Source organism: Kordiimonas sp. SCSIO 12603 (assembly GCF_024398035.1).
Classification (GTDB): domain Bacteria; phylum Pseudomonadota; class Alphaproteobacteria; order Sphingomonadales; family Kordiimonadaceae; genus Kordiimonas.
On record NZ_CP073748.1, the window covers coordinates 3,650,744 to 3,669,419 of the forward strand.

An 18,676-nucleotide genomic window follows, 5' to 3' on the forward strand; every position below is an offset into this window, starting at 1 on the left:
CAGGATAACGCGAAATGGGAAACATATTTGATCGCTAAATGATCAATTTTAGAGCTTATAATCGAAACGAAGCTCAACAACTTTAACTTCCACTATATTTCCTGCTTGGTCCTTGGGTGGAGTATACAAGGTATATTTCACCACCCTGCATGTTTCTTCCTCAAAACCATACCCTGATCGAGATACCTCTAGGATTTCACATCCCTTTGTTACCCCTTTTGGTGTAATGGAAAATCGAACCAGAACCTCAGCCTTCTTGATCTTTGCATCTAAAGCTTTGCGAGGAAACTGGGGCACAGGCCCTGCTCTACGTTTATAGGTTATTTTTTGCTCTTCAGTATTCGCACCTGAATCCCCAACATTATTTGGGATTGCTTGCCCAGCTTCTGCATTTGCAAAAGCAGCCAACACTACTGCAATAAAAGTAAATCGAATAAAAACATGCACAGCTAATCCCCCACCTCATCAACACAATGAGAGGAAAATATAGCATCGATATTTTTTTGGAAGTAAATTTAGAAGGTGGGAGAACCGAATGACCCATTCGAAACCCGTTACGGCTGCTTCCTTTCGGACCTGACCGGATTGGCGGGCGGAATGTCCACCGGCCTCCCGCGGCTTATATGGCGATTTTATTCTGGACTTGCAAGTAGAATCCTTCCGCCCTACCTAATTCAGGTATTACTCGGGAGGAATTTTATGGCTTTAGCCGATATTACCACTGCATTTTCAGGCAATCCGCTGGACCGCGCGGACCATCTGCGTACTGATCCAGAGATTTTCGGGGACTATATGCAGCGAGAAGATGCACGAATCGTCCTGCTGGCTGGTGAAAGCAAGCAAGCGGAAGGAGAAGTTCGTGTTTCTCTTACCTCTGAAAGCCGTATCCTCACCGACGTAGTAGGTGATATCGCGTGGCAAAGTCCGCGCAAATGTCGCTTTCTTCCAGTTGGCACTACCATTTTTTTAGGCCTTGATAATGGCGCTCCCCGCTATGCGGCGATGCTCAATGGCAGCGCTGATGATTTCGCTGAAATGTTTGAAGCCGATGGTGCCAAGTTCAGAGACGGTCGCGGCATTGCTTTTAAACTAGGGGGCGCTCATCCTTCGCTCGGCATTATCGCACAAGCCAAAAGCATGCTCTTATGGCATGAAAGCCACCGCTTTTGTGCGAAATGCGGCGAAGAAAGCAAGCTTGTAAAAGCAGGTTATGAGCGCAAGTGTGAAGCATGTGAAACCAGTCACTTCCCGAGGACTGATCCTGTCGTGATTATGCTGGTACGTGCTGGGGAAAAGGCACTTGTTGGGCGTGGCAACGGCTGGCCAGAAGGACACTATTCAGCGCTTGCAGGCTTTATGGAGCCAGGTGAGAGCATGGAAGAAGCTGTTGCTCGCGAAGTGTTTGAAGAGGTGGGCCTCAAAACTACAAAGGTACACTATAAAGCAAGCCAACCTTGGCCATGGCCTTCAAGCCTAATGATTGGCGTAGAGGCATGGGTTGAAGAAGGTGAACTGAATATTGATAGTTCTGAAATTGAAGACGCTATCTGGATCACAAAAGAAGATGTGTTAAAAAGCATGCGTGAAGAACACCCTTACCGTTTAGTGCCACCACCATTTGCCATTGCGCACAATCTAATCAAGGCCTGGATCGAAGAATAAGTATGACGGCAGCTGTAAAAGAGAAACTTGGGCAAGACTTTGCCGCTCTACTGGATGCGGAAGAACATGAATTTGAGCAAAAACTTGAAGCACTAATTCCCAAGATTAAAACACGTGAAGAGTTTATGGCAGTTCTTTCAGCGGTGACTGAAAGGAAGTTTTCTTGGGGGTATGTAGAACATACAGACCCGCACAGCTATATAGGGGCTATACTATCGCTCATGGATGAAAACGATATCGGCGCAGGGAAAGAAAATCCTTGGTCTGCCATGGCACAAGCGCTTATCGGTGGTATATCTTACGAATGATCCTGCCAGATTTTGTCATGGCGGTTCGCTATAGAGGTCGCCATGAAATATATTACAGTAATTCTTTCTCTGATCTTTCTTTCAAACACCTTGAAAGCAGATACTTTCAACCACAATGGCGTAACTCTTGATTATGCAGTGAGCGGTTCTGGCCCCGCGCTTTTCATGCTTCATGGCGGCATGGTTTCGAGAGATGACTTATCCCCCCAAATCACTGTGCTTTCTGCTACACATAAGATCATTGCGCTGGATAGCCGCGAGCAAGGCCGCAGCAGCCAATCACCAGAACAGATATCATATGAACTAATGGCCAGCGATGTACTAGCGCTTGCCAACCATCTTGGTATTCAAGAATTTAGCCTGTTCGGGCAATCGGACGGCGGTATTACAGCCCTGCATATCGCAATCAACCATCCAGAACGTGTTAAAAACCTCATCCTCTTAGGCACACTTTATAATCATTCTGCAGTTTCTGAGGAGGCGAAGAGCTATCTACAAAATTATCAGTGGCAACCTGATATGGCTGATGAAGGATTTGCAGGAATTTTCACGGAAAACTGGCTCAAGCATCACGGCTCGATGGAAGGCTTTAACAGTCAACTTCAGGAAATGATTTCCATGTGGGTATCAAGCCCAAACTTTACGGCCGAGGATCTGCAGCGCATTACCGCAAAAACGCTTATCATAAATGGGGATCATGAGGATGTTGATCTCGCGCACACACTTACCATGTATGAGGCCATAAAAAACGCCCAGCTCTTCATCGTGCCGGGCGCTACGCACTTTCTGCATCAGGAAAAACCTGAGTTGCTGAATAACGTTATCAGTAGATTTTTAGCGGAAGATTAAGCCGCAAACTTTTCCATGGCTGTCGCCATTTCAATATCAAGGGATGTTACACCATCTGCATCATGGGTCGTCATCTTCACTTCTACACGGTTATAGACATTGAACCACTCTGGGTGATGATCCATTTTCTCTGCGAGTAACGCCGCACGGTTCATAAACGCCCATGCTTCGCTGAAATCAGCGAACTGGAATGTTTTATTAATGGCTTTTGCATCTGCATCATATGCCCATCCGCTCAGGCCTGTGAGAGCTTTGCTACGGTCCTGTTCGGTCATTTCAGATGGTCTATCAGACATGTATACTTCCTAATTCAAAAGTTCTTCAACAAGGGCTGGTAGAAGTTCCCCTGCTTTCCCGTGGCGATGTTCCGCAAACATACTCGCCCCCTCGCTAGGTTCAAGGTTTACTTCAATAGTATGTGCATTTCCCTTTGCGCGCACCTCAGCAACAAAGCCAGCGGCAGGATAAACGTTCCCGCTGGTACCAATTGAGATAAACAGATCGCACTCAGCTAAATATTCGGCGATTCTATCCATGAAAAATGGCATTTCCCCAAACCATACGATATGCGGCCGCAAAGACGGTGCACGCCCACAGGATGGGCACTCTGTTTCCTGCGTACAGTCTTCCCACCAATCATGAACCGATGAGCAAGCCTTACAGCGCACTTTTCTCAATTCACCATGCATATGGATAATATCCGCGCCACCACCACGTTCATGCAGATCATCTACATTCTGGGTAATGATCGTTACTTTGCCGTCCAGTTCACGCTGCAATTTTGCGAGCGCCCTATGCGCAGCATTTGGCTCAACTTCATTCAACTGTGTGCGTCTTAGGTTATAGAAATGCTGAACTAAATCCGGATCACGTGCAAACGCTTCAGGCGTTGCTACATCTTCAATACGGTGTTTTTCCCAAAGCCCGTCATTATCCCTGAAAGTTGCTACACCAGACTCTGCTGATATCCCAGCGCCCGTCAGGATTACAATATTTTTATACTGCCCCACGTAACTAGCCCCTTGTTTTGCCCCGCAAGCAGGCTACTAATAATTTGGAAAAGTACAAGTGGGAGATCATCATGGTTGCTGTTCTTTTTGTTTGCATGGGGAATATTTGTCGGTCTCCTATGGCAGAAGGTACATTCAGAGACGCCGTAAAAAGTATTGGATTGGAAGCACAATTCATGATCGATAGCGCTGGCACAACAGGCTACCACGCGGGTGAAGCACCTGATCAACGCGCCAGAGAAACCTCAAAGAAGAACGGTATTGATATAGGCGGGCAACGTTCCCGCAAAGTTACGCAATCTGACTTCGAGGAGTTTGATTACATTCTTGCAATGGATGAGGATAACATGTCTGACCTGTTCTCCCGTTGCCCACCAGAACACCAACATAAAATCACATTATTCCTCAGCCACGCACCGCATCTGCCCATTAATGAAATGCCAGATCCATACTATGGTCACGATCGCGGCTTTGATATGTGTTTTAACGCAGCAGTGGATGCTTCTGACGGCCTCCTAAACCTCATTAAGAAAGAACAATCTCTCTGATGTCTGGTAGTGCACTATCAAAAAAACTGCACAAAGCACTGGGCGCCCGCATTATTCGCAGCCAAGCGCTACCAGGGGGAGATATCGCTGATGTCTCACTCCTTGAGCTTGAGAACCACACCTATGTGGTGGCTAAACGGCCTCGGATGGATCAACCCGACACTACCGCTACTGAAGCTATGATGCTTAAGTATCTGGCAAAAAATAGTGCATTACCAGTTCCAAAAGTATTGTTTCAAACCCGTGGCATGCTGGTGATCAGTTATATTCCCAGCAATACCCAGACAGATCGTAGAGCCACAGCAGAAAGTGCGGCGAAACATATAGCGAAACTTCACCGAACTACGTCAGGCCAATTTGGTTTTAAAGAGGATACCTGTATCGGCCCTCTGCCTCAACTCAATACCTTTGATAATAGCTGGGCCAATTTCTTCAAAGAACAGCGCCTTCTCGCTATGGCACGATCGTGCTTAAACACCGGGAAAATTGATCAAGCCTTCTATGAGCGGATCACTCAATTTTCCGAGAAGCTTTACGACCTGATACCTGAAAAACCCATGGCATCACTTCTGCACGGTGATCTATGGTCCGGGAATATGCTTTTCTCACAAGATAAAGTTGTTGGTTTTATTGACCCTGCAATTTCATATGGTCACAATGAAATGGATCTTGCATTCATAGAGCTTATGGGTGGGCTTAGTGATCATTTCTTTGATGCTTATCAGCATACAATACCCATTGATGCTGGCTTTCACGAAGAGCGGAAATTCATTTACCAGTTATGGCCACTTCTTGTGCATGTTCGCCTATTCGGTGGTGGCTACGTACAGGATGTTGCTAACATTCTTTCTAAATTCGGATGTTAATTTCACGCAGCTGTGAAGGCGTTTTCACTTTTTTCCGCCACAACATTTCCTATACTATAAGCTATAACCATAAGTAATACTGCGACTGAGGCTGTGATGCGTTTTATGAAGAAGCTCGTAAAATCTCTAAAATTCTGGATCGTTATCCTACTGCTTCCAATGGTTCTTGTTGGATGTTCTAGCTGGATTATGGATTTTGATTCCGATTTTGTAAGCGATGAATTCGTAAGTCGTGAACAGCTTCAAGTGGGTGATATCAGTCTCAGTTACCTAATCAGTGGTGACCCTAACGGTCAACGAGTTATTTTCCTACACGGTACGCCCGGGGATGCTGGTGGTAACTGGTATGAAATGCTGAGAAATGTTCCTGATGGATACCAGTTTATTGCCATTGATCGCCCAGGTTTTGGTCACACCAAACCACGCAAGCAAGTTGTAGAACTTGACAGGCAGGCAGCCGTGTTGGAGCCACTCCTTGTCACTCGTAACGGAAAAGGAACAATCCTTGTTGGGCACTCCCTTGGCGGTCCAGTAGTTACAAATGCCGCTGCTAATTTCCCAGATAAAGTTGCTGGTATTGTCGTAGCTGCAGGCGCACTAGACCCTGACCTTGAAGAAGTGTTGTTTATCCAGCACGTGGGGAATGTACCACCATTTGTGTGGTTGCTTGATAAAACTGCCAAACATTCCAATAAGGAATTAATCGCGCTTGAAGATGAACTTCGCCTTCTTCAACCAAAACTCGCTGGCATCAAACAACATGTTCGTATTGTGCACGGCACAGCGGATGAACTGGTGCCTTATGAAAACGTACCCTTCATGGAAAAGGAAATGACGGGTGCTGCATCCTTCAAGGTAACCACTATTGACGGTATGAACCATTTCCTTCAGTGGCGGTCACGGAATGAACTTCGTGAAGCTGTCTTTGACATTACCAAAAGCCTTGAAGACGAACGGAAAACAGCTGCCCGTTAAGCAAATTCCGCTTCAGCGTACATATCACCAAATACATCACCAAATCGGCTTTCCACAGTATAGTAAGAGCCATTCTGTGTAAGTTGGCTTGAAAACAGGCTAAAATGTGAAACGGTCTCAGCAGGCGTTTTCAGGGCTTCGTTAACAGAAAGCCAATCCCCGACCCGCGACTGTGCTTGCTTGCGAAAACGAGCCAACGTTACATGCGGCCTATATTTGCGGTAATCCAGTTCAAGTTCCAAAGGCTCTAGAGCTTGTAATATTTTTTCATGAAGATGTTTGAGCGGCTTTTTGTTCCCAACTCCAGCCCATAGAGCTTTAGGATTACCTGGCTTTCCAAACATACCAACGCCAGAAAGGCTGAGCTCAAAAGGGTCAAAACTGACACGAGCAAGCTCATCTTCCACTTCGCGCATCGTATTTTTGGAAACGTCGCCAATAAAGGCCAACGTGAGATGAAGCTGGTCATCTCGCTGCCAATGGGCTTCCTCAACGCCACCTCGTGTCTCATCAAGAGCAGCGTGCATAGTATCTGGAATTTCCAGACCAACAAACAGGCGTACCATAGGGCCCTCCTTTTACTGGTCCATTAATGATACTCTTTATTTCAGTCGTGTGAAAGAGCCTCTATTACATAAGGGCCAATCTTTTCGATGATGATTGCTACACCTTCTTTTGTTGGGTGGAGGCCATCCGATTGATTTAGGCTTTGATCCGCCGCTACACCATCAAGGAAAAATGGGTAGAAATCAGCGCCATATTTCTTAGCCATATCAGGGTAGATACTATCAAAAGCTTTACCATACTCCGGTCCCCAGCTTGGTGTTGCCAACATTCCTGCAAGCAAAACTTTGATCCCCTTATCAGACAAGCTTTTCATCATGGCATCCATATTTTCCCGAGTAATCTCAGGCTGAATACCGCGCAGTGCATCATTGGCCCCAAGTTCAAGAATTACTAGGTCAGGTCGACCATCTTTGAAAGGCGCCAATGACCAATCAAGACGAGATCTACCGCCTGATGAAGTGTCCCCCGAAACACCACCATTTGTAATTTTAACTGCTTTTCCAAGTTTTTCTGTAAGCCAAACCTGAAGCTGATCCGTAAAACCATCACCAGCGGGCAAGCCATAACCAGCTGTTAAGCTATCGCCGAACGCGAGAATCTCCACGGCACCAGTCACATTCTCGTTATTTTGTGCGGCATTAGCCTTTTCTCCGGAAAAAACGGTGAAAAAACTGGTAATCGCTACGAGAACGAATATCTTTAGTGAGCTTGCAACTTGCATAATCTGCTCCTTGGACCTGAAAAAAGGTGCGTTGAGTACAATAAATAAAATATTTGGCAGCGAAGGATAAAAATTACAATGGTGAATAAAGCTGACGTGATCAAATTGTCGGATGTAACACTCACGCTTGAAAGCGGCGCGGGTCCGGTAAACATCTTAAAAGGCATCAATTTCGCAATCTCGGAAGGGCAGTCCGTAGGAATTGTCGGGCCATCCGGTTCTGGTAAATCATCCCTAATGAGTTTGATGACTGGCCTTGAGCAGGCAACAACTGGTGACGTTGTTGTGGACGATCTTTCTTTCACAGGTGCCGATGAAGATACCTTAGCACGCCACCGGCTCAGCCGGGTTGGTATTGTGATGCAGGCTTTTCACCTGATCCCAACCATGACAGCCCTCGAAAATGTGGCAGTACCGCTTGAACTTGCTGGTAAAAACGATGCCTTCGAGATCGCTGCTAAAGAACTAGAGCTGGTTGGCCTTGCTCACCGTATGGATCACTATCCAACACAGCTTTCTGGTGGCGAACAACAACGTGTAGCCCTTGCTCGCGCCCTTGCTCCGCAACCAGCTATTCTGTTCGGAGACGAACCAACCGGTAATCTTGACGGTAAAACAGGCCGCGCTGTTATTGATCTGATTTTTGAACTCGCAAAAGAACGCGGTTCTACGCTTGTAATCGTAACACATGACCCAGCCCTCGCTGACCGCTGTGACCGTGTGATTTCAATGGCCGATGGTAACATTATTGATGATACAGGTGACACAAGCTCAGTATCTGGCACTACAGACGCTGTTCGTGAAGTGGCTCAAAGCTAATGTTTACCCGTTCAGCTAGTTTACCAGTTTCCTTAAAACTGGCGCTAAGAGAGCTTCGCGGCGGGCTTAGCGGCTTTAAAATTTTCATGGCGTGCTTGATCTTAGGTGTTACAGCGATTGCTTCCATTGGCTCGCTTACACATGCCATTCAGGACGGTATGCAACGCGAAGGACAATCCATCCTTGGCGGTGATATTGAAATTAACATCTTTCAGGCTCAGGCAGGGCCAAACCTTGAAGCATGGATGGCGGCTGAGGGAGAAGTTTCAACAACGGCCCGCTTCCGCACTATGGCTCGGGTCGATGGTGTTTCTAAATCAACACTCTCTGAACTGCGTGCTGTGGATGATCTTTATCCACTATACGGCACATTCAAAAGCACCGCATCCGCCCCTCTGGCAGAACTTCTTGCAAAACAAGGAGATGTTTGGGGCACTGTGATTGATCCGCTGCTTGCTGACAAACTTGAAGTAAGTGTTGGTGACAAGCTAGTTTTTGGGCGCGTAACAGCGGAAGTTAGAGCGCTGATTGAGACAGAACCAGACAAGGCCAATCTTGGCTTCCAGCTTGGCCCTTCAGCATTCCTGGACATTGATGCACTTAACGAAACGGGCTTGGTTACCACAGGTTCTCTAATCAATTATCTTTACCGTATCAAGGTACCAAACCCTGATAATGTGAAAGCCATCAGAGAGAACCTAAAGGAAGCATTCCCGGATGCTCGCTGGCGGGTAAGAGACCGCACAACGGCGGCCCCCGGGCTTCGCCGGTTCATTGACCAGATGGGTATGTTCCTCACGCTTGTTGGTATCGCAGCGCTCGTTGTAGGTGGTGTAGGTGTTGGTAATGCCGTGCGCGGTTATATGGACCGTAAAACAAAAACCATCGCAACTTTTAAAATTCTTGGTGCTGATGGAAGTACCATCTTCAAAGTTTACTTCTATCAAATCATGATTATTGGCCTGCTTGCCATTGCTATCGGTTTAACCGTTGGCGCTATGCTTCCTGGAGTATTAGCACAGCTGTTACCAGACAGCTTACCCGTTAAGCCTGAAGGTGGCATTTATCCACTTGCCCTTATACAAGCAGCTACTTACGGCATCATGATTACGATTGCCTTCACAGTTTGGCCTCTTGGTAAAGCACGCGATCTACCAGCTGTTCACCTTTTCCGGTCTATCGTTTCTTCGGAGAATAAATGGCCGCGCAAAAGATACATCTCTGCAATTGCCGTTGCCGGCATTACTGTAGTTGGCCTAGCTGTAGGTCTATCCACCAATATGGTACTGGCTGCGTTCTTTATTGTAGGTGCTGGAGTAACACTTGGCATCCTAAGGCTAACAAGCTGGCTGATCATTCGTTTTGCAGCCCGCCTACCACGCCCTAAGAATGCTATTCGCCGGATGGCTATTGCTAACCTGCACCGTCCCGGAGCGGCCACCAATGCGGTTGTTGTCTCAATGGGCCTTGGCCTCACTTTATTTGCCAGCATTTCATTGATCGAAGGCAATCTGGATAAGCAAATCAGCGAACAGGTACCAGAAGATGCTCCTGCTTTCTTCATGGTGGATATCCAACCTAGCCAGATAGATGAATTCAAAAGCATTGTGAATTCCGTCGAGGGCATGGACGAGCTTGTGATTACACCAAATCTTCGCGGACGCGTTATAAGGCTCAACGACACACTAGCACAAGATGCTGAAGTTGATCCTGAGGTACGCTGGATTCTTCGAGGCGATCGAGGCTTAACATACCAAGATACGCTTGAGGAAGGCAGCACTATCGTGGAAGGCGAATGGTGGCCTGAAGGTTACAGCGGTGAACCAGAAATCAGCCTCGGGAAAGAAGCTGCTGATGGTCTTGGCCTTACGATTGGCGACACTATGACCATTGCCGTTCTTGGCCGCGAGATCACGGCAACAATCCGTTCAATCCGTGAGATAAACTGGGGTTCGTTTGGTTTTAACTTTGTGATTATCTTTGATCCGCACACACTCAAAGCCGCACCTCACACCTTGATGGCAACCATTCGTGCAAGCGGCGAGGCAGAAGCAACCTTGAACCGGCAGATCACATCTAAGTTCGCAAATATCACTGCGATTAGAATGAAAGAGGTGCTTTCAAGCGTGAACAATATGATGGACCAAATTGGCCAAGCCATTGAAGCTACTGCCCTTGTTGCTATCGCAGCTGGCGTGCTTGTGCTTGCTGGCGCAATCGCTGCCGGATTCAGGCAACGGGTTTATGAAAGCGTAATCCTGAAAGTAGTTGGTGCCGTAAGAAGTCAGGTACTGAAAGCATATCTGATGGAATACACATTGATCGGTGTGATTACCGCCGTAATTTCACTCGGCCTTGGTAGCCTTGTAGGCTGGCTGGTTGTTGAAATCAGTATGGAACTGGACTTTAGTTTCCTAACAATACCTATGCTTATAACGGTTGCTGGGAGCCTCGGATTTACGATCCTTTTAGGCTTGTCTTCAAGCTTGAAGGCACTTTCCATCAAGCCAAATGAAGTGCTTCGGAACGAATAACCAGTATATATGGTTAAAATTTAACCTGAAGGCGGTTGCAAGATCGCCTTCAAATGCCCATATTATATGGGAATGTAAGTTTATTCCTATGGGGAGTTGACATGGAACGTTACAACACTGCCTACCGGGCTGGCACAGCTACCCAAACGGCTGAATTTGATGCGGGCCTTCGCGCTTATATGCTGAAGGTCTATAACTATATGGCATCTGGTGTACTGCTGACAGGTATCATTGCGATGATTGTTGGTACAAACCAAGATCTGATGGTTGCTATTTATGGCGGCGGCCTTCGCTGGATCGTGGCACTTGCACCTCTTGCTTTCATTCTCGTGATGAGCTTTGGTGCACATAGAATGAGCTCTGGCACACTTCAAATGGTCTTCTGGGCCTTTGCTGCGGTTATGGGCCTTTCGATGGCTAGTATCTTTGCTGTATACAGCGCAGAAAGCATCGCACGCACCTTCTTTATCACGGCTGCATCTTTTGGTGCACTTAGCCTATATGGTTACACCACGAAGAAATCTCTTTCTGGCATGGGCACATTCCTGTTTATGGGCCTGATTGGTATTATCATTGCCAGCATTGTGAACTTCTTCCTGGCATCTTCTATGATGGCATTTGTGATCAATGTAGCAGGTGTACTGATCTTTGCTGGTCTTACAGCTTATGACACACAGCGCATTAAAGAGAGCTACTTTATGACCACAACAGGTGAAGCTGTTGCTAAAGGCGCTATTATGGGTGCTGTGAACCTTTATCTGGATTTCGTGAACCTGTTCATGTTCCTACTGAACTTCCTCGGTGAACGCGAATAATCGGTTCAATACAATCATTAAAAAAGCCCGGTCAAATTGGCCGGGCTTTTTTGTTATTTTATACTGGTGCGATGCCGTGTTCTTTTAGCACCTCAATATAGGTTTCAGGTTCTGGTCGCACACGATAGTTATCCGTTTCATGGGTCCAGAGCACTTTACCTTCTCCGTCAGTAATGATAACCGTAGGCATTACCGTATCACTATCATACCCCATCGCCTGCATACCCATTGGGGTACCGTAAGCGGAGAAAATCCCAAGCGCTTTTGCCGCTTTGTTATCTTCATCCTGATAAAACTCAATTCCATCTACACCAAACTTCTTCGCTAGAGATCGGCTATATTTCTGTGGTTGCGGAGAGATAAAAGCGACAGTCGCCCCGGCCTCTTTAATGCCCGCGTAACCTGCTACCATTTCCTTCACTTGCGCTACACAAAGTGGACACCAATTGCCTCGATAAAAAACAAAGATTTTCGCACCAGATGAAAGGCTTTCGCTTGTAACAGCTTCACCATCTGTGGTTCTCAGTTCGAAGGGTGGCAACTCTTCGCCAACGACCAGTTTAGAAGAACTACGATCCAGCTTTGAATACCAATGATCATAAAGAAGGAATAAAGCTGTCATACCAGTGGCTAAGTAAAGTGGCTCAATATCATCGCCTTTTAACACACCATTAAAAAGCGTAAGCCCCACGCCGAAGACTGCCAGCAGCAAAACAATATTCAGGTTATTACTCGTGCGCGCTCTATCTTTCAAAATCATGATGCGCATAACAAACAGCGCAATAGGTGCAGATGTGAAAAGCACCCCCAAATAAGAATAAAGCTGATTTCCCGAAATAATATGTTGAATACTACTGATAGATACAACAGTCGCTATCGTAAGATAAGCAACAATGAATATAGATTTCAGCACGAACCAGCCCTCCAGCAATTCCCTATAAACCGAGGATATAGCTGGAAGGCCCGATTAAACCAGTGATAAATCATCACATTTATGTCTGATTGGCTTTTAACACCTGATAAATAGTGTTTGTAAGCTTAATGAGATCATCGTCACTAATCACCAGTGGCGGGGTTAGATAGACAATATCCCGGAACGGCCTGATCCAGACACCAGCTTCAACAAACTGCGGCTTCAACGCTTCAATATTAGAGGCATCCTCAAGCTGCACCACACCAATCGCGCCCAACGTGCGCACATCTTTCACGTTTGGTAGTGCACGGCAAAGCTCAAGCCCCTCAACAAGAAGCTCGTTAATTCGCTTTGCTTTTGCGCCGTAGTCTTCCTGCTCAAACAAATCAAGAGAGGCGTTCGCGGCTGCACATCCAAGAGCGTGCCCCATATAGGTTGGCCCGTGCATCAAAGCTTTCATCGGATCATCATCATAGAAAGCATCAAAGATTTCATCTCGCGCCACACATACAGAAAGCGGTGACGCTCCGCCAGACAGTGCCTTGGAGAGCGTTACCATATCCGGCACAATATCCGCCTGCTCTATAGCAAAACGGGTACCTGTACGGTAAAAACCAGTGAAAATTTCATCCACAATGAAAAGCACACCCGCTTCATCACATGCTTCGCGGAGCCACTTAAGCGTTTCAGGACCGTGCATCACCATGCCGCCTGCACCCTGCACAAGGGGCTCAGTGATCACAGCAGCAACGTCGGATGCATGTTCTTTGAGATATGCTTTAAACGCAGTTGCTTCCGTCTCATTGCGAGGCAGATCAGTAAGCATATTATCCATAAGGATATCCGAGAACAGACTGTGCATACCTTCATCAGGGTCACACACTGCCATGGTACCAAGAGTATCGCCGTGGTATGTGCCGCGGAAATGCACAAATTTACTACGGCGCTCCCCCCGGTTAAGGAAATACTGCACTGCCATTTTCATGGCTACTTCTACAGAAACAGAGCCTGATTCTGCAATAAAACAGCGATTAAGATCACCAGGAAGCATATCAGCAAGACGTTTTGAAAGCTTAAGGGCAGGTTCGTTAACTAACCCGCCAAACATCACATGCGCCGCTTTATCAAGCTGGGCTTTCATCGCTTCAACGATATGCGCATTACCATAACCGTGAGACGCTGCCCACCAGCTGGAAATACCGTCAATAAGCTCGCGACCATCCGCAAGCTTCAAGCGCACACCACCCGCAGATTCCACGGGAAGCGGTAGGCGTGTCGTTTTCATTTGGGTGTAAGGGAGCCAGATATGCCCTAGCCCCTCAGAATACCATTCTGGGTTATTTGGCATGACACTCTTTTTTAGCGTTCACTTCAGCCGGCTTCAGACCAAGTTTATTGAACAGCATCATGTCTTTATTATTTTCAGGGTTTGCCGTTGTCAGCAATTGCTCACCATAGAAGATGCTGCTTGCACCTGCCATAAAGCAAAACGCCTGTGTTTCTTCTGACATTTCCTGACGGCCAGCGGAAAGACGTACTTCCGATTTCGGCATCATAATGCGCGCAACAGCAATAGTGCGCACGAATTCAAACGGGTCAAGGCGTTCAAGGTGCTCCATCGGCGTGCCCGGTACAGCAACCAGCATGTTAATCGGCACACTATCAGGGTGATGCGGCAGGTTCGCAAGCGTCATAAGCATACCAGCACGATCTTCCGGCTTCTCGCCCATACCCACGATACCGCCAGAACAAACATTCATGCCTGCATTGCGTACACGTTCAAGCGTATCCAGACGCTCCTGATACGAGCGCGTTGTGATAATCTCTTTATAATATTCCTCAGACGTATCCACATTGTGGTTGTAATAGTCGAGGCCAGCGTTCTTAAGGCGCAGTGTCTGCTCGTCATCTAGCATGCCAAGCGTCATGCATGTTTCCATACCAAGGTCTTTCACACCTTCAACCATGGCGATGATACTGTCCATATCCCGATCTTTCGGGCTGGTCCACGCCGCTCCCATACAGTAACGGGTCGCACCGCCTTCTTTTGCTTTCTTGGCAGCATCCACAACACGCTGCACTTCCATAAGCTTGGTAGCGTCGAGTCCCGTAGTTTTCTTGTATTTAGCTGACTGGGAACAATAAGAGCAATCTTCCGCACAGCCACCAGTTTTAATTGAAATAAGCTGGGATAGCTGAACCTGATTTGGGTTGTGGTACAGGCGGTGAACCCGCTGTGCTTCAAATACCAAGTCCATGAAAGGTAAGGCAAAAAGATCCATGATCTCTTTCTTACTCCAGTCATGACGGATTTCTGGTTCTTGGTTCATATCAGTTGTATCAATTTTAACCGGGGCGTTCATACTCGTAGCCACTCCTTAAAAGCATAGGCTCTGTTTGTGGGCAAAGTCGCGATATAGAGCCATGAAGTCAAGCAAAATCACTGGTTGACGTATGGGTATCTAAACACTATCTGACCCGCATGAGCACAGAAAACAAAGCACCCGCCAGCCTGAATGATTTTGCATCCGGCAAGCTTCAAGCGTTGGAAGCCAAAAACCAGCGCCGTACTTTGGTGAACACAAGCCGCACACAGGATATGGCCCTCTCCGTTAACGGTGGCCCTCGCCTGATCAGTTTTACAGATAATGATTATCTGGGCTTATCCACACACCCTGATGTAGTGGCTGCCGCACAGGAAGCAAGTGCCCGCTACGGTGCAGGCACAGGCGCGAGCCGTTTGGTTACAGGCAACTGTCCACTGTACGCGGAACTGGAAGCTACGATAGCCCGTATTAAAGGCACGGAAGATGCCGTTGTGTTTGGCTCTGGTTACATGGCGAACGTTGGCATTATTCCAACGCTTATTGGCCCCAAAGATCTGATTATTGCGGATGAACTGGTCCACACTTGCATTCATGCAGGTATCACGCTCTCACGTGCCACTTGCCATTTCTTCAGGCATAATGATGTTGAATATGTGAAAGAACTGCTCCGCGGGCACCGTCATGACTATGAACGTGTTCTAATCGTTGTAGACGGTATCTATTCTATGGACGGTGATCTGGCTCCGCTTCTGGAATTAGGCAGGCTGGCCAAGGTATTTGATGCCTGGTTGATGAATGATGACGCCCATGCACTTGGTACTGTTGGCGGAGGCCGTGGTTCAGCCCATGCACTTGGTGCTGAAGGTTATGTACCACTGCAGATGGGCACCTTATCAAAAGGTGCTGGCTCATATGGCGGTTATCTGGCCGCATCAAAGCCTGTCATCGACCTGATGAAAACTCGTGCTCGGTCATTTATTTACACGACGGGCCTGCCACCAGCTGCTCTTGGTGCCAGCATCAAAGCGCTTGACCTGATTGAGAATGACAAAGCGCTCACGGAGCGCCCGCTTAAGCTTGCAAAGCAATTTGCTGCGGCACTTGGCTTGCCAGAACCTCAATCCCCTATCGTACCATTAGTGATTGGCGCTGAAACTGCTGCGCTAGATGCTTCCGCTCAACTTGCTGAAAAGGGCTATAAAGTGATCGCTTTCCGTCCACCTACCGTACCAGAGGGTACTTCACGTTTGCGTTTCAGTTTTTCCGCAAGCCATAAAGACGAAGACGTTGAGGGCTTAATTATGGCCTGTAAGGCTTTAGGGTATGGAGCATAGTATGAACGGTCTTTTCATTACCTCTACAGGTACCGAAATTGGCAAAACCTTTGTAACTGCCAGCCTTTGCCATCAACTGAAAGCCGCTGGCAAAACCGTGCATGCTATCAAAGCTATTATCAGTGGCATCGAAGATGACATGACAGATACGGATACTGCCGTGATTGCTGAAAGTCTCGGGCTTGAGCCAACAGAGGCGACATGGAATGCCATTTCTCCATTCCGCTATAAAGCGCCACTAGCACCAAGCATGGCAGCGAAACTCGAAGGTAAAACGCTAGATTATGATGCCCTTATTGCTTTTTGCCGGAAACAACTAAATGAAAACCCATTCACCCTTGTAGAAGGTGTTGGCGGCAGCTTTGTACCGCTTAATGATGATAAACTCGTTGCCAACTGGATTGCGGACCTGAAGCTGGATTCCATTCTCGTTGCTGGTAGCTATCTAGGAACCTTATCCCATATCACCGCAACACTTGAAGCTATGCAGGCACGCAAACTGCCTGTAAGAGCCATCGTGATCAGCGAGACAGCCGGAGACGACCACCCGGATTTCATCGCCACCATTGAGCAGGTTAAGCATTGGACAGATCTTCCGGTAATCGCGCTACCTCGTATCAAAACGCCTGACCTATGGCGTGCAAGCCCTGACATGCTCAGCCAATTAAATCTCTAGCAGGCAAGCCTTTCCCTGCTGGGCCATATATGCCCGGCAGCTTTCACCATCCATGATACGAGCTTGATCAAAACCCCAGTATTCCAACCATTTCAAAACTGGCACAGCAGTTGCTCTTAATGTTCCAAACGTAATCACCCTGTGATGGAGCAACCAATGCAACAAGAGCAATTACCTTTCGACCCGAATGTCTACTATGGTATCGTCGCTGATAACCTACTGAAGAACCTTGGTCCAAAGGCACTGCACTATGCAGATCATGCTCTGGCAAAAATGAAATCACTCGGTGATGAAAAAGGTTTGGATATCTGGCTTAATATTCATGAACACTTGATCATGCGCTCTATGCCAGAACATCACGCAGATACTGCAATGATCCACTAAAAACACCCAGATACAGACAGGGCATCTCTCAGCACCCGGCACCCGAAGTCCTGTCTGTGACCGGAACATACCCAATTCCGGTCATAAGGCCCGCCCTTTCACCCAAGGGGCGGGTCTTTAACATTTTACCCACACCTGCATAAAATTCGACAATTATGGTGAAACACTATTGAAAACATAGTGCGCTAAAGGCTATTTATATAACTATGGGGGTCAGATAGAGATTGTAGAAAGTGCAATTAATTCATAGTTTTATTGAAAGCTTGGAGGCTTGCCAGTCAAATCTTCAAGTCTGGGAAGAATTCCTGGAATTTATTAGAGAGCGTAATTTTACACACGCTTCCTATAGCTACGGCTACGCCACCCGAGAAGTTCCTTCACACACTATTGAAGGCAGTTCTAATCTACTTCATGTGTCCTTAGCCGGTAAAAGCTGGATTACCAGTATTGATGCAACTGTTATTGAGGGATATCGAAAAAAACGCGCAAAAAATCTGGACCCAACCAGGAACTATCTTGTGTCACCTACATTGAAACCATCCTTTCACGGCAAAACAAAACTGGAACCAAACGACCCGTTCTATGACGTTCGTTTTGAATTCATGGATCATATGCATGAAAATGGCCTTCGTTCCTTTTTACTTATTCCTATCAAACATTTGTTTGGTCGTAATAATGCAGATGTCAGCCTTTTCTGTGATATGGAAGTAGAAGATTTAGAAAATCAAATCGCACCGTCGGCAGTAAATGAATGCCATATTGCTGCACTTTACATGCATACGGTTTTCCAAAATCATATGCGCTATGTTTATGCCGAAGCACTTGGCATTAAGGGCAGACCATACGAAGTTCTGCAAAAGCTACATGCCGGTTACACCAACACACAAATCGGCGAAATGCTGGGCATGTCAACTCCCACTGTATCTTTTCATCTAAAGGAACTTCGAGAAACGCTTGATGTTGCATCAACACGCGAGATATTACCCACTGCCTTAAGGCACGGTATTCTGGATGGGTAAAATACCTGCATTCATTAACGTGCTATTGAGAATTTAATTTTAAAGTTATCTTAGTAGTAAAGGCAGCGAGAGGATTGCCGGGTTAATGAGTAAACATCCAAACAAAGTTGCTGTTGAATTAGATGCAACGGGCCTTATGTGCCCTATGCCGGTGCTGCGTGCACGTAGATTTCTTGACGATATGACAGTTGGTGAAATTTTACAGGTAACAGCGTCTGATCCCGCATCGGTGCATGATATGCCCGCTTTCTGCCGCATGGCAGGCCATAAGCTTTTAATGGCATATGTAGAAGACGATAATTATATCTTTGAAATTGAGAAATGTCTGCCCGCGGAGACATAGGGAAGA

Annotated in this window: 22 protein-coding genes and 1 other RNA gene; 14 read left to right on the forward strand and 9 right to left on the reverse strand. The window is 46.9% G+C overall.

Going from position 1 to position 18,676, the window contains the following annotated elements; all coding sequences use genetic code 11:
* Window positions 1-48: 48 nt before the first annotated feature.
* Together KFE96_RS17155 and ffs are read right to left on the reverse strand one after the other, a co-directional pair.
* Window positions 49-447, reverse strand: a complete 399-nt coding sequence (locus KFE96_RS17155) for an energy transducer TonB (protein WP_255833760.1) — start codon at window positions 445-447, stop codon at window positions 49-51.
* A 71-nt stretch (window positions 448-518) separates the two neighbouring features.
* Window positions 519-617: signal recognition particle sRNA small type (gene ffs / locus KFE96_RS17160), an RNA gene on the reverse strand.
* 82 nt (window positions 618-699) lie between these two features.
* Between ffs and nudC the strand changes: the two genes are divergently transcribed.
* The 3 genes from nudC to KFE96_RS17175 are packed head-to-tail and all read left to right on the forward strand — an operon-like array spanning window position 700 to window position 2,819.
* Window positions 700-1,662, forward strand: coding sequence for an NAD(+) diphosphatase (nudC, locus tag KFE96_RS17165; RefSeq protein WP_255833761.1), 963 nt, complete (start codon window positions 700-702; stop codon window positions 1,660-1,662).
* A 2-nt stretch (window positions 1,663-1,664) separates the two neighbouring features.
* Window positions 1,665-1,970, forward strand: a complete 306-nt coding sequence (locus KFE96_RS17170) for a hypothetical protein (RefSeq protein ID WP_255833762.1) — start codon at window positions 1,665-1,667, stop codon at window positions 1,968-1,970.
* Between the two features lie 42 nt (window positions 1,971-2,012).
* Complete coding sequence (locus tag KFE96_RS17175; protein ID WP_255833763.1) at window positions 2,013-2,819, forward strand: alpha/beta fold hydrolase; 807 nt, start codon at window positions 2,013-2,015, stop codon at window positions 2,817-2,819.
* Here the strand turns inward: KFE96_RS17175 and KFE96_RS17180 are convergent.
* Together KFE96_RS17180 and cobB are read right to left on the reverse strand one after the other, a co-directional pair.
* Window positions 2,816-3,115, reverse strand: a complete 300-nt coding sequence (locus KFE96_RS17180) for a 4a-hydroxytetrahydrobiopterin dehydratase (RefSeq protein ID WP_255833764.1) — start codon at window positions 3,113-3,115, stop codon at window positions 2,816-2,818. The genes KFE96_RS17175 and KFE96_RS17180 overlap by 4 nt on opposite strands.
* A 9-nt stretch (window positions 3,116-3,124) precedes the next feature.
* On the reverse strand, window positions 3,125-3,829 hold the full coding sequence (gene cobB, locus KFE96_RS17185; protein WP_255833765.1) for a Sir2 family NAD+-dependent deacetylase: 705 nt from the start codon (window positions 3,827-3,829) through the stop codon (window positions 3,125-3,127).
* Between the two features lie 71 nt (window positions 3,830-3,900).
* Between cobB and KFE96_RS17190 the strand changes: the two genes are divergently transcribed.
* The 3 genes from KFE96_RS17190 to KFE96_RS17200 all read left to right on the forward strand — a co-directional run bounded on the left by KFE96_RS17190 (window position 3,901) and on the right by KFE96_RS17200 (window position 6,218).
* Window positions 3,901-4,377 carry a low molecular weight protein-tyrosine-phosphatase gene (locus KFE96_RS17190; protein WP_255833766.1) on the forward strand — a complete coding sequence of 159 codons (477 nt, stop codon included), beginning with the start codon at window positions 3,901-3,903 and terminating at the stop codon, window positions 4,375-4,377.
* Window positions 4,377-5,243: a fructosamine kinase family protein gene (locus KFE96_RS17195; RefSeq protein ID WP_255833767.1), complete on the forward strand. Its 867-nt coding sequence runs from the start codon at window positions 4,377-4,379 to the stop codon at window positions 5,241-5,243. Before KFE96_RS17190 ends, KFE96_RS17195 begins: the two co-directional genes overlap by 1 nt.
* A 105-nt stretch (window positions 5,244-5,348) precedes the next feature.
* Window positions 5,349-6,218, forward strand: coding sequence for an alpha/beta fold hydrolase (locus KFE96_RS17200; protein WP_255833768.1), 870 nt, complete (start codon window positions 5,349-5,351; stop codon window positions 6,216-6,218).
* On the opposite strand, the gene thpR is transcribed toward KFE96_RS17200, so the two are convergent.
* Both thpR and KFE96_RS17210 read right to left on the reverse strand, forming a co-directional pair.
* Window positions 6,215-6,784 (reverse strand): RNA 2',3'-cyclic phosphodiesterase, encoded by a 570-nt coding sequence (gene thpR, locus KFE96_RS17205; RefSeq protein ID WP_255833769.1) that lies wholly within the window; start codon window positions 6,782-6,784, stop codon window positions 6,215-6,217. The two genes, KFE96_RS17200 and thpR, sit on opposite strands and share 4 nt — an antisense overlap.
* A 41-nt stretch (window positions 6,785-6,825) precedes the next feature.
* On the reverse strand, window positions 6,826-7,506 hold the full coding sequence (locus KFE96_RS17210; protein ID WP_255833770.1) for an arylesterase: 681 nt from the start codon (window positions 7,504-7,506) through the stop codon (window positions 6,826-6,828).
* A 78-nt stretch (window positions 7,507-7,584) separates the two neighbouring features.
* On the opposite strand from KFE96_RS17210, the gene KFE96_RS17215 reads away from it, so the two are divergent.
* The 3 genes from KFE96_RS17215 to KFE96_RS17225 all read left to right on the forward strand — a co-directional run bounded on the left by KFE96_RS17215 (window position 7,585) and on the right by KFE96_RS17225 (window position 11,674).
* Window positions 7,585-8,325, forward strand: coding sequence for an ABC transporter ATP-binding protein (locus tag KFE96_RS17215; RefSeq protein ID WP_255833772.1), 741 nt, complete (start codon window positions 7,585-7,587; stop codon window positions 8,323-8,325).
* Complete coding sequence (locus KFE96_RS17220) at window positions 8,325-10,859, forward strand: ABC transporter permease (RefSeq protein ID WP_255833773.1); 2,535 nt, start codon at window positions 8,325-8,327, stop codon at window positions 10,857-10,859. Before KFE96_RS17215 ends, KFE96_RS17220 begins: the two co-directional genes overlap by 1 nt.
* Before the next feature lie 101 nt (window positions 10,860-10,960).
* Window positions 10,961-11,674: a Bax inhibitor-1/YccA family protein gene (locus KFE96_RS17225; RefSeq protein WP_247017402.1), complete on the forward strand. Its 714-nt coding sequence runs from the start codon at window positions 10,961-10,963 to the stop codon at window positions 11,672-11,674.
* Window positions 11,675-11,732: 58 nt separating this feature from the next.
* Here the strand turns inward: KFE96_RS17225 and KFE96_RS17230 are convergent, their stop codons facing one another.
* From KFE96_RS17230 to bioB, 3 genes are all read right to left on the reverse strand, one after another.
* Window positions 11,733-12,587: a peroxiredoxin gene (locus tag KFE96_RS17230; RefSeq protein ID WP_255833774.1), complete on the reverse strand. Its 855-nt coding sequence runs from the start codon at window positions 12,585-12,587 to the stop codon at window positions 11,733-11,735.
* A 79-nt stretch (window positions 12,588-12,666) separates the two neighbouring features.
* Window positions 12,667-13,935 carry an adenosylmethionine--8-amino-7-oxononanoate transaminase gene (locus KFE96_RS17235; protein ID WP_255833775.1) on the reverse strand — a complete coding sequence of 423 codons (1,269 nt, stop codon included), beginning with the start codon at window positions 13,933-13,935 and terminating at the stop codon, window positions 12,667-12,669.
* The gene (gene bioB / locus KFE96_RS17240; protein WP_370650524.1) at window positions 13,925-14,950 is read right to left on the reverse strand and encodes a biotin synthase BioB; all 1,026 of its coding nucleotides are present in this window, start codon (window positions 14,948-14,950) and stop codon (window positions 13,925-13,927) included. The genes KFE96_RS17235 and bioB overlap by 11 nt, the downstream gene beginning before the upstream one ends.
* Before the next feature lie 119 nt (window positions 14,951-15,069).
* Here bioB and KFE96_RS17245 point away from each other — a divergent pair, with 119 nt between their 5' ends.
* The 5 genes from KFE96_RS17245 (at window position 15,070) to KFE96_RS17265 (ending at window position 18,670) form a co-directional block, all read left to right on the forward strand.
* A complete protein-coding gene (locus KFE96_RS17245; RefSeq protein WP_255833776.1) occupies window positions 15,070-16,248 on the forward strand; it encodes an 8-amino-7-oxononanoate synthase in 1,179 nt (392 codons plus the stop codon).
* A gap of 1 nt (window position 16,249) precedes the next feature.
* Window positions 16,250-16,924, forward strand: coding sequence for a dethiobiotin synthase (gene bioD, locus KFE96_RS17250; protein ID WP_255833777.1), 675 nt, complete (start codon window positions 16,250-16,252; stop codon window positions 16,922-16,924).
* A gap of 156 nt (window positions 16,925-17,080) precedes the next feature.
* Window positions 17,081-17,308 (forward strand): hypothetical protein, encoded by a 228-nt coding sequence (locus KFE96_RS17255; RefSeq protein ID WP_247017410.1) that lies wholly within the window; start codon window positions 17,081-17,083, stop codon window positions 17,306-17,308.
* A 233-nt stretch (window positions 17,309-17,541) separates the two neighbouring features.
* A complete protein-coding gene (locus tag KFE96_RS17260; RefSeq protein WP_247017412.1) occupies window positions 17,542-18,327 on the forward strand; it encodes a LuxR C-terminal-related transcriptional regulator in 786 nt (261 codons plus the stop codon).
* Window positions 18,328-18,412: 85 nt separating this feature from the next.
* Complete coding sequence (locus tag KFE96_RS17265; protein WP_255833778.1) at window positions 18,413-18,670, forward strand: sulfurtransferase TusA family protein; 258 nt, start codon at window positions 18,413-18,415, stop codon at window positions 18,668-18,670.
* Window positions 18,671-18,676 lie beyond the last annotated feature (6 nt).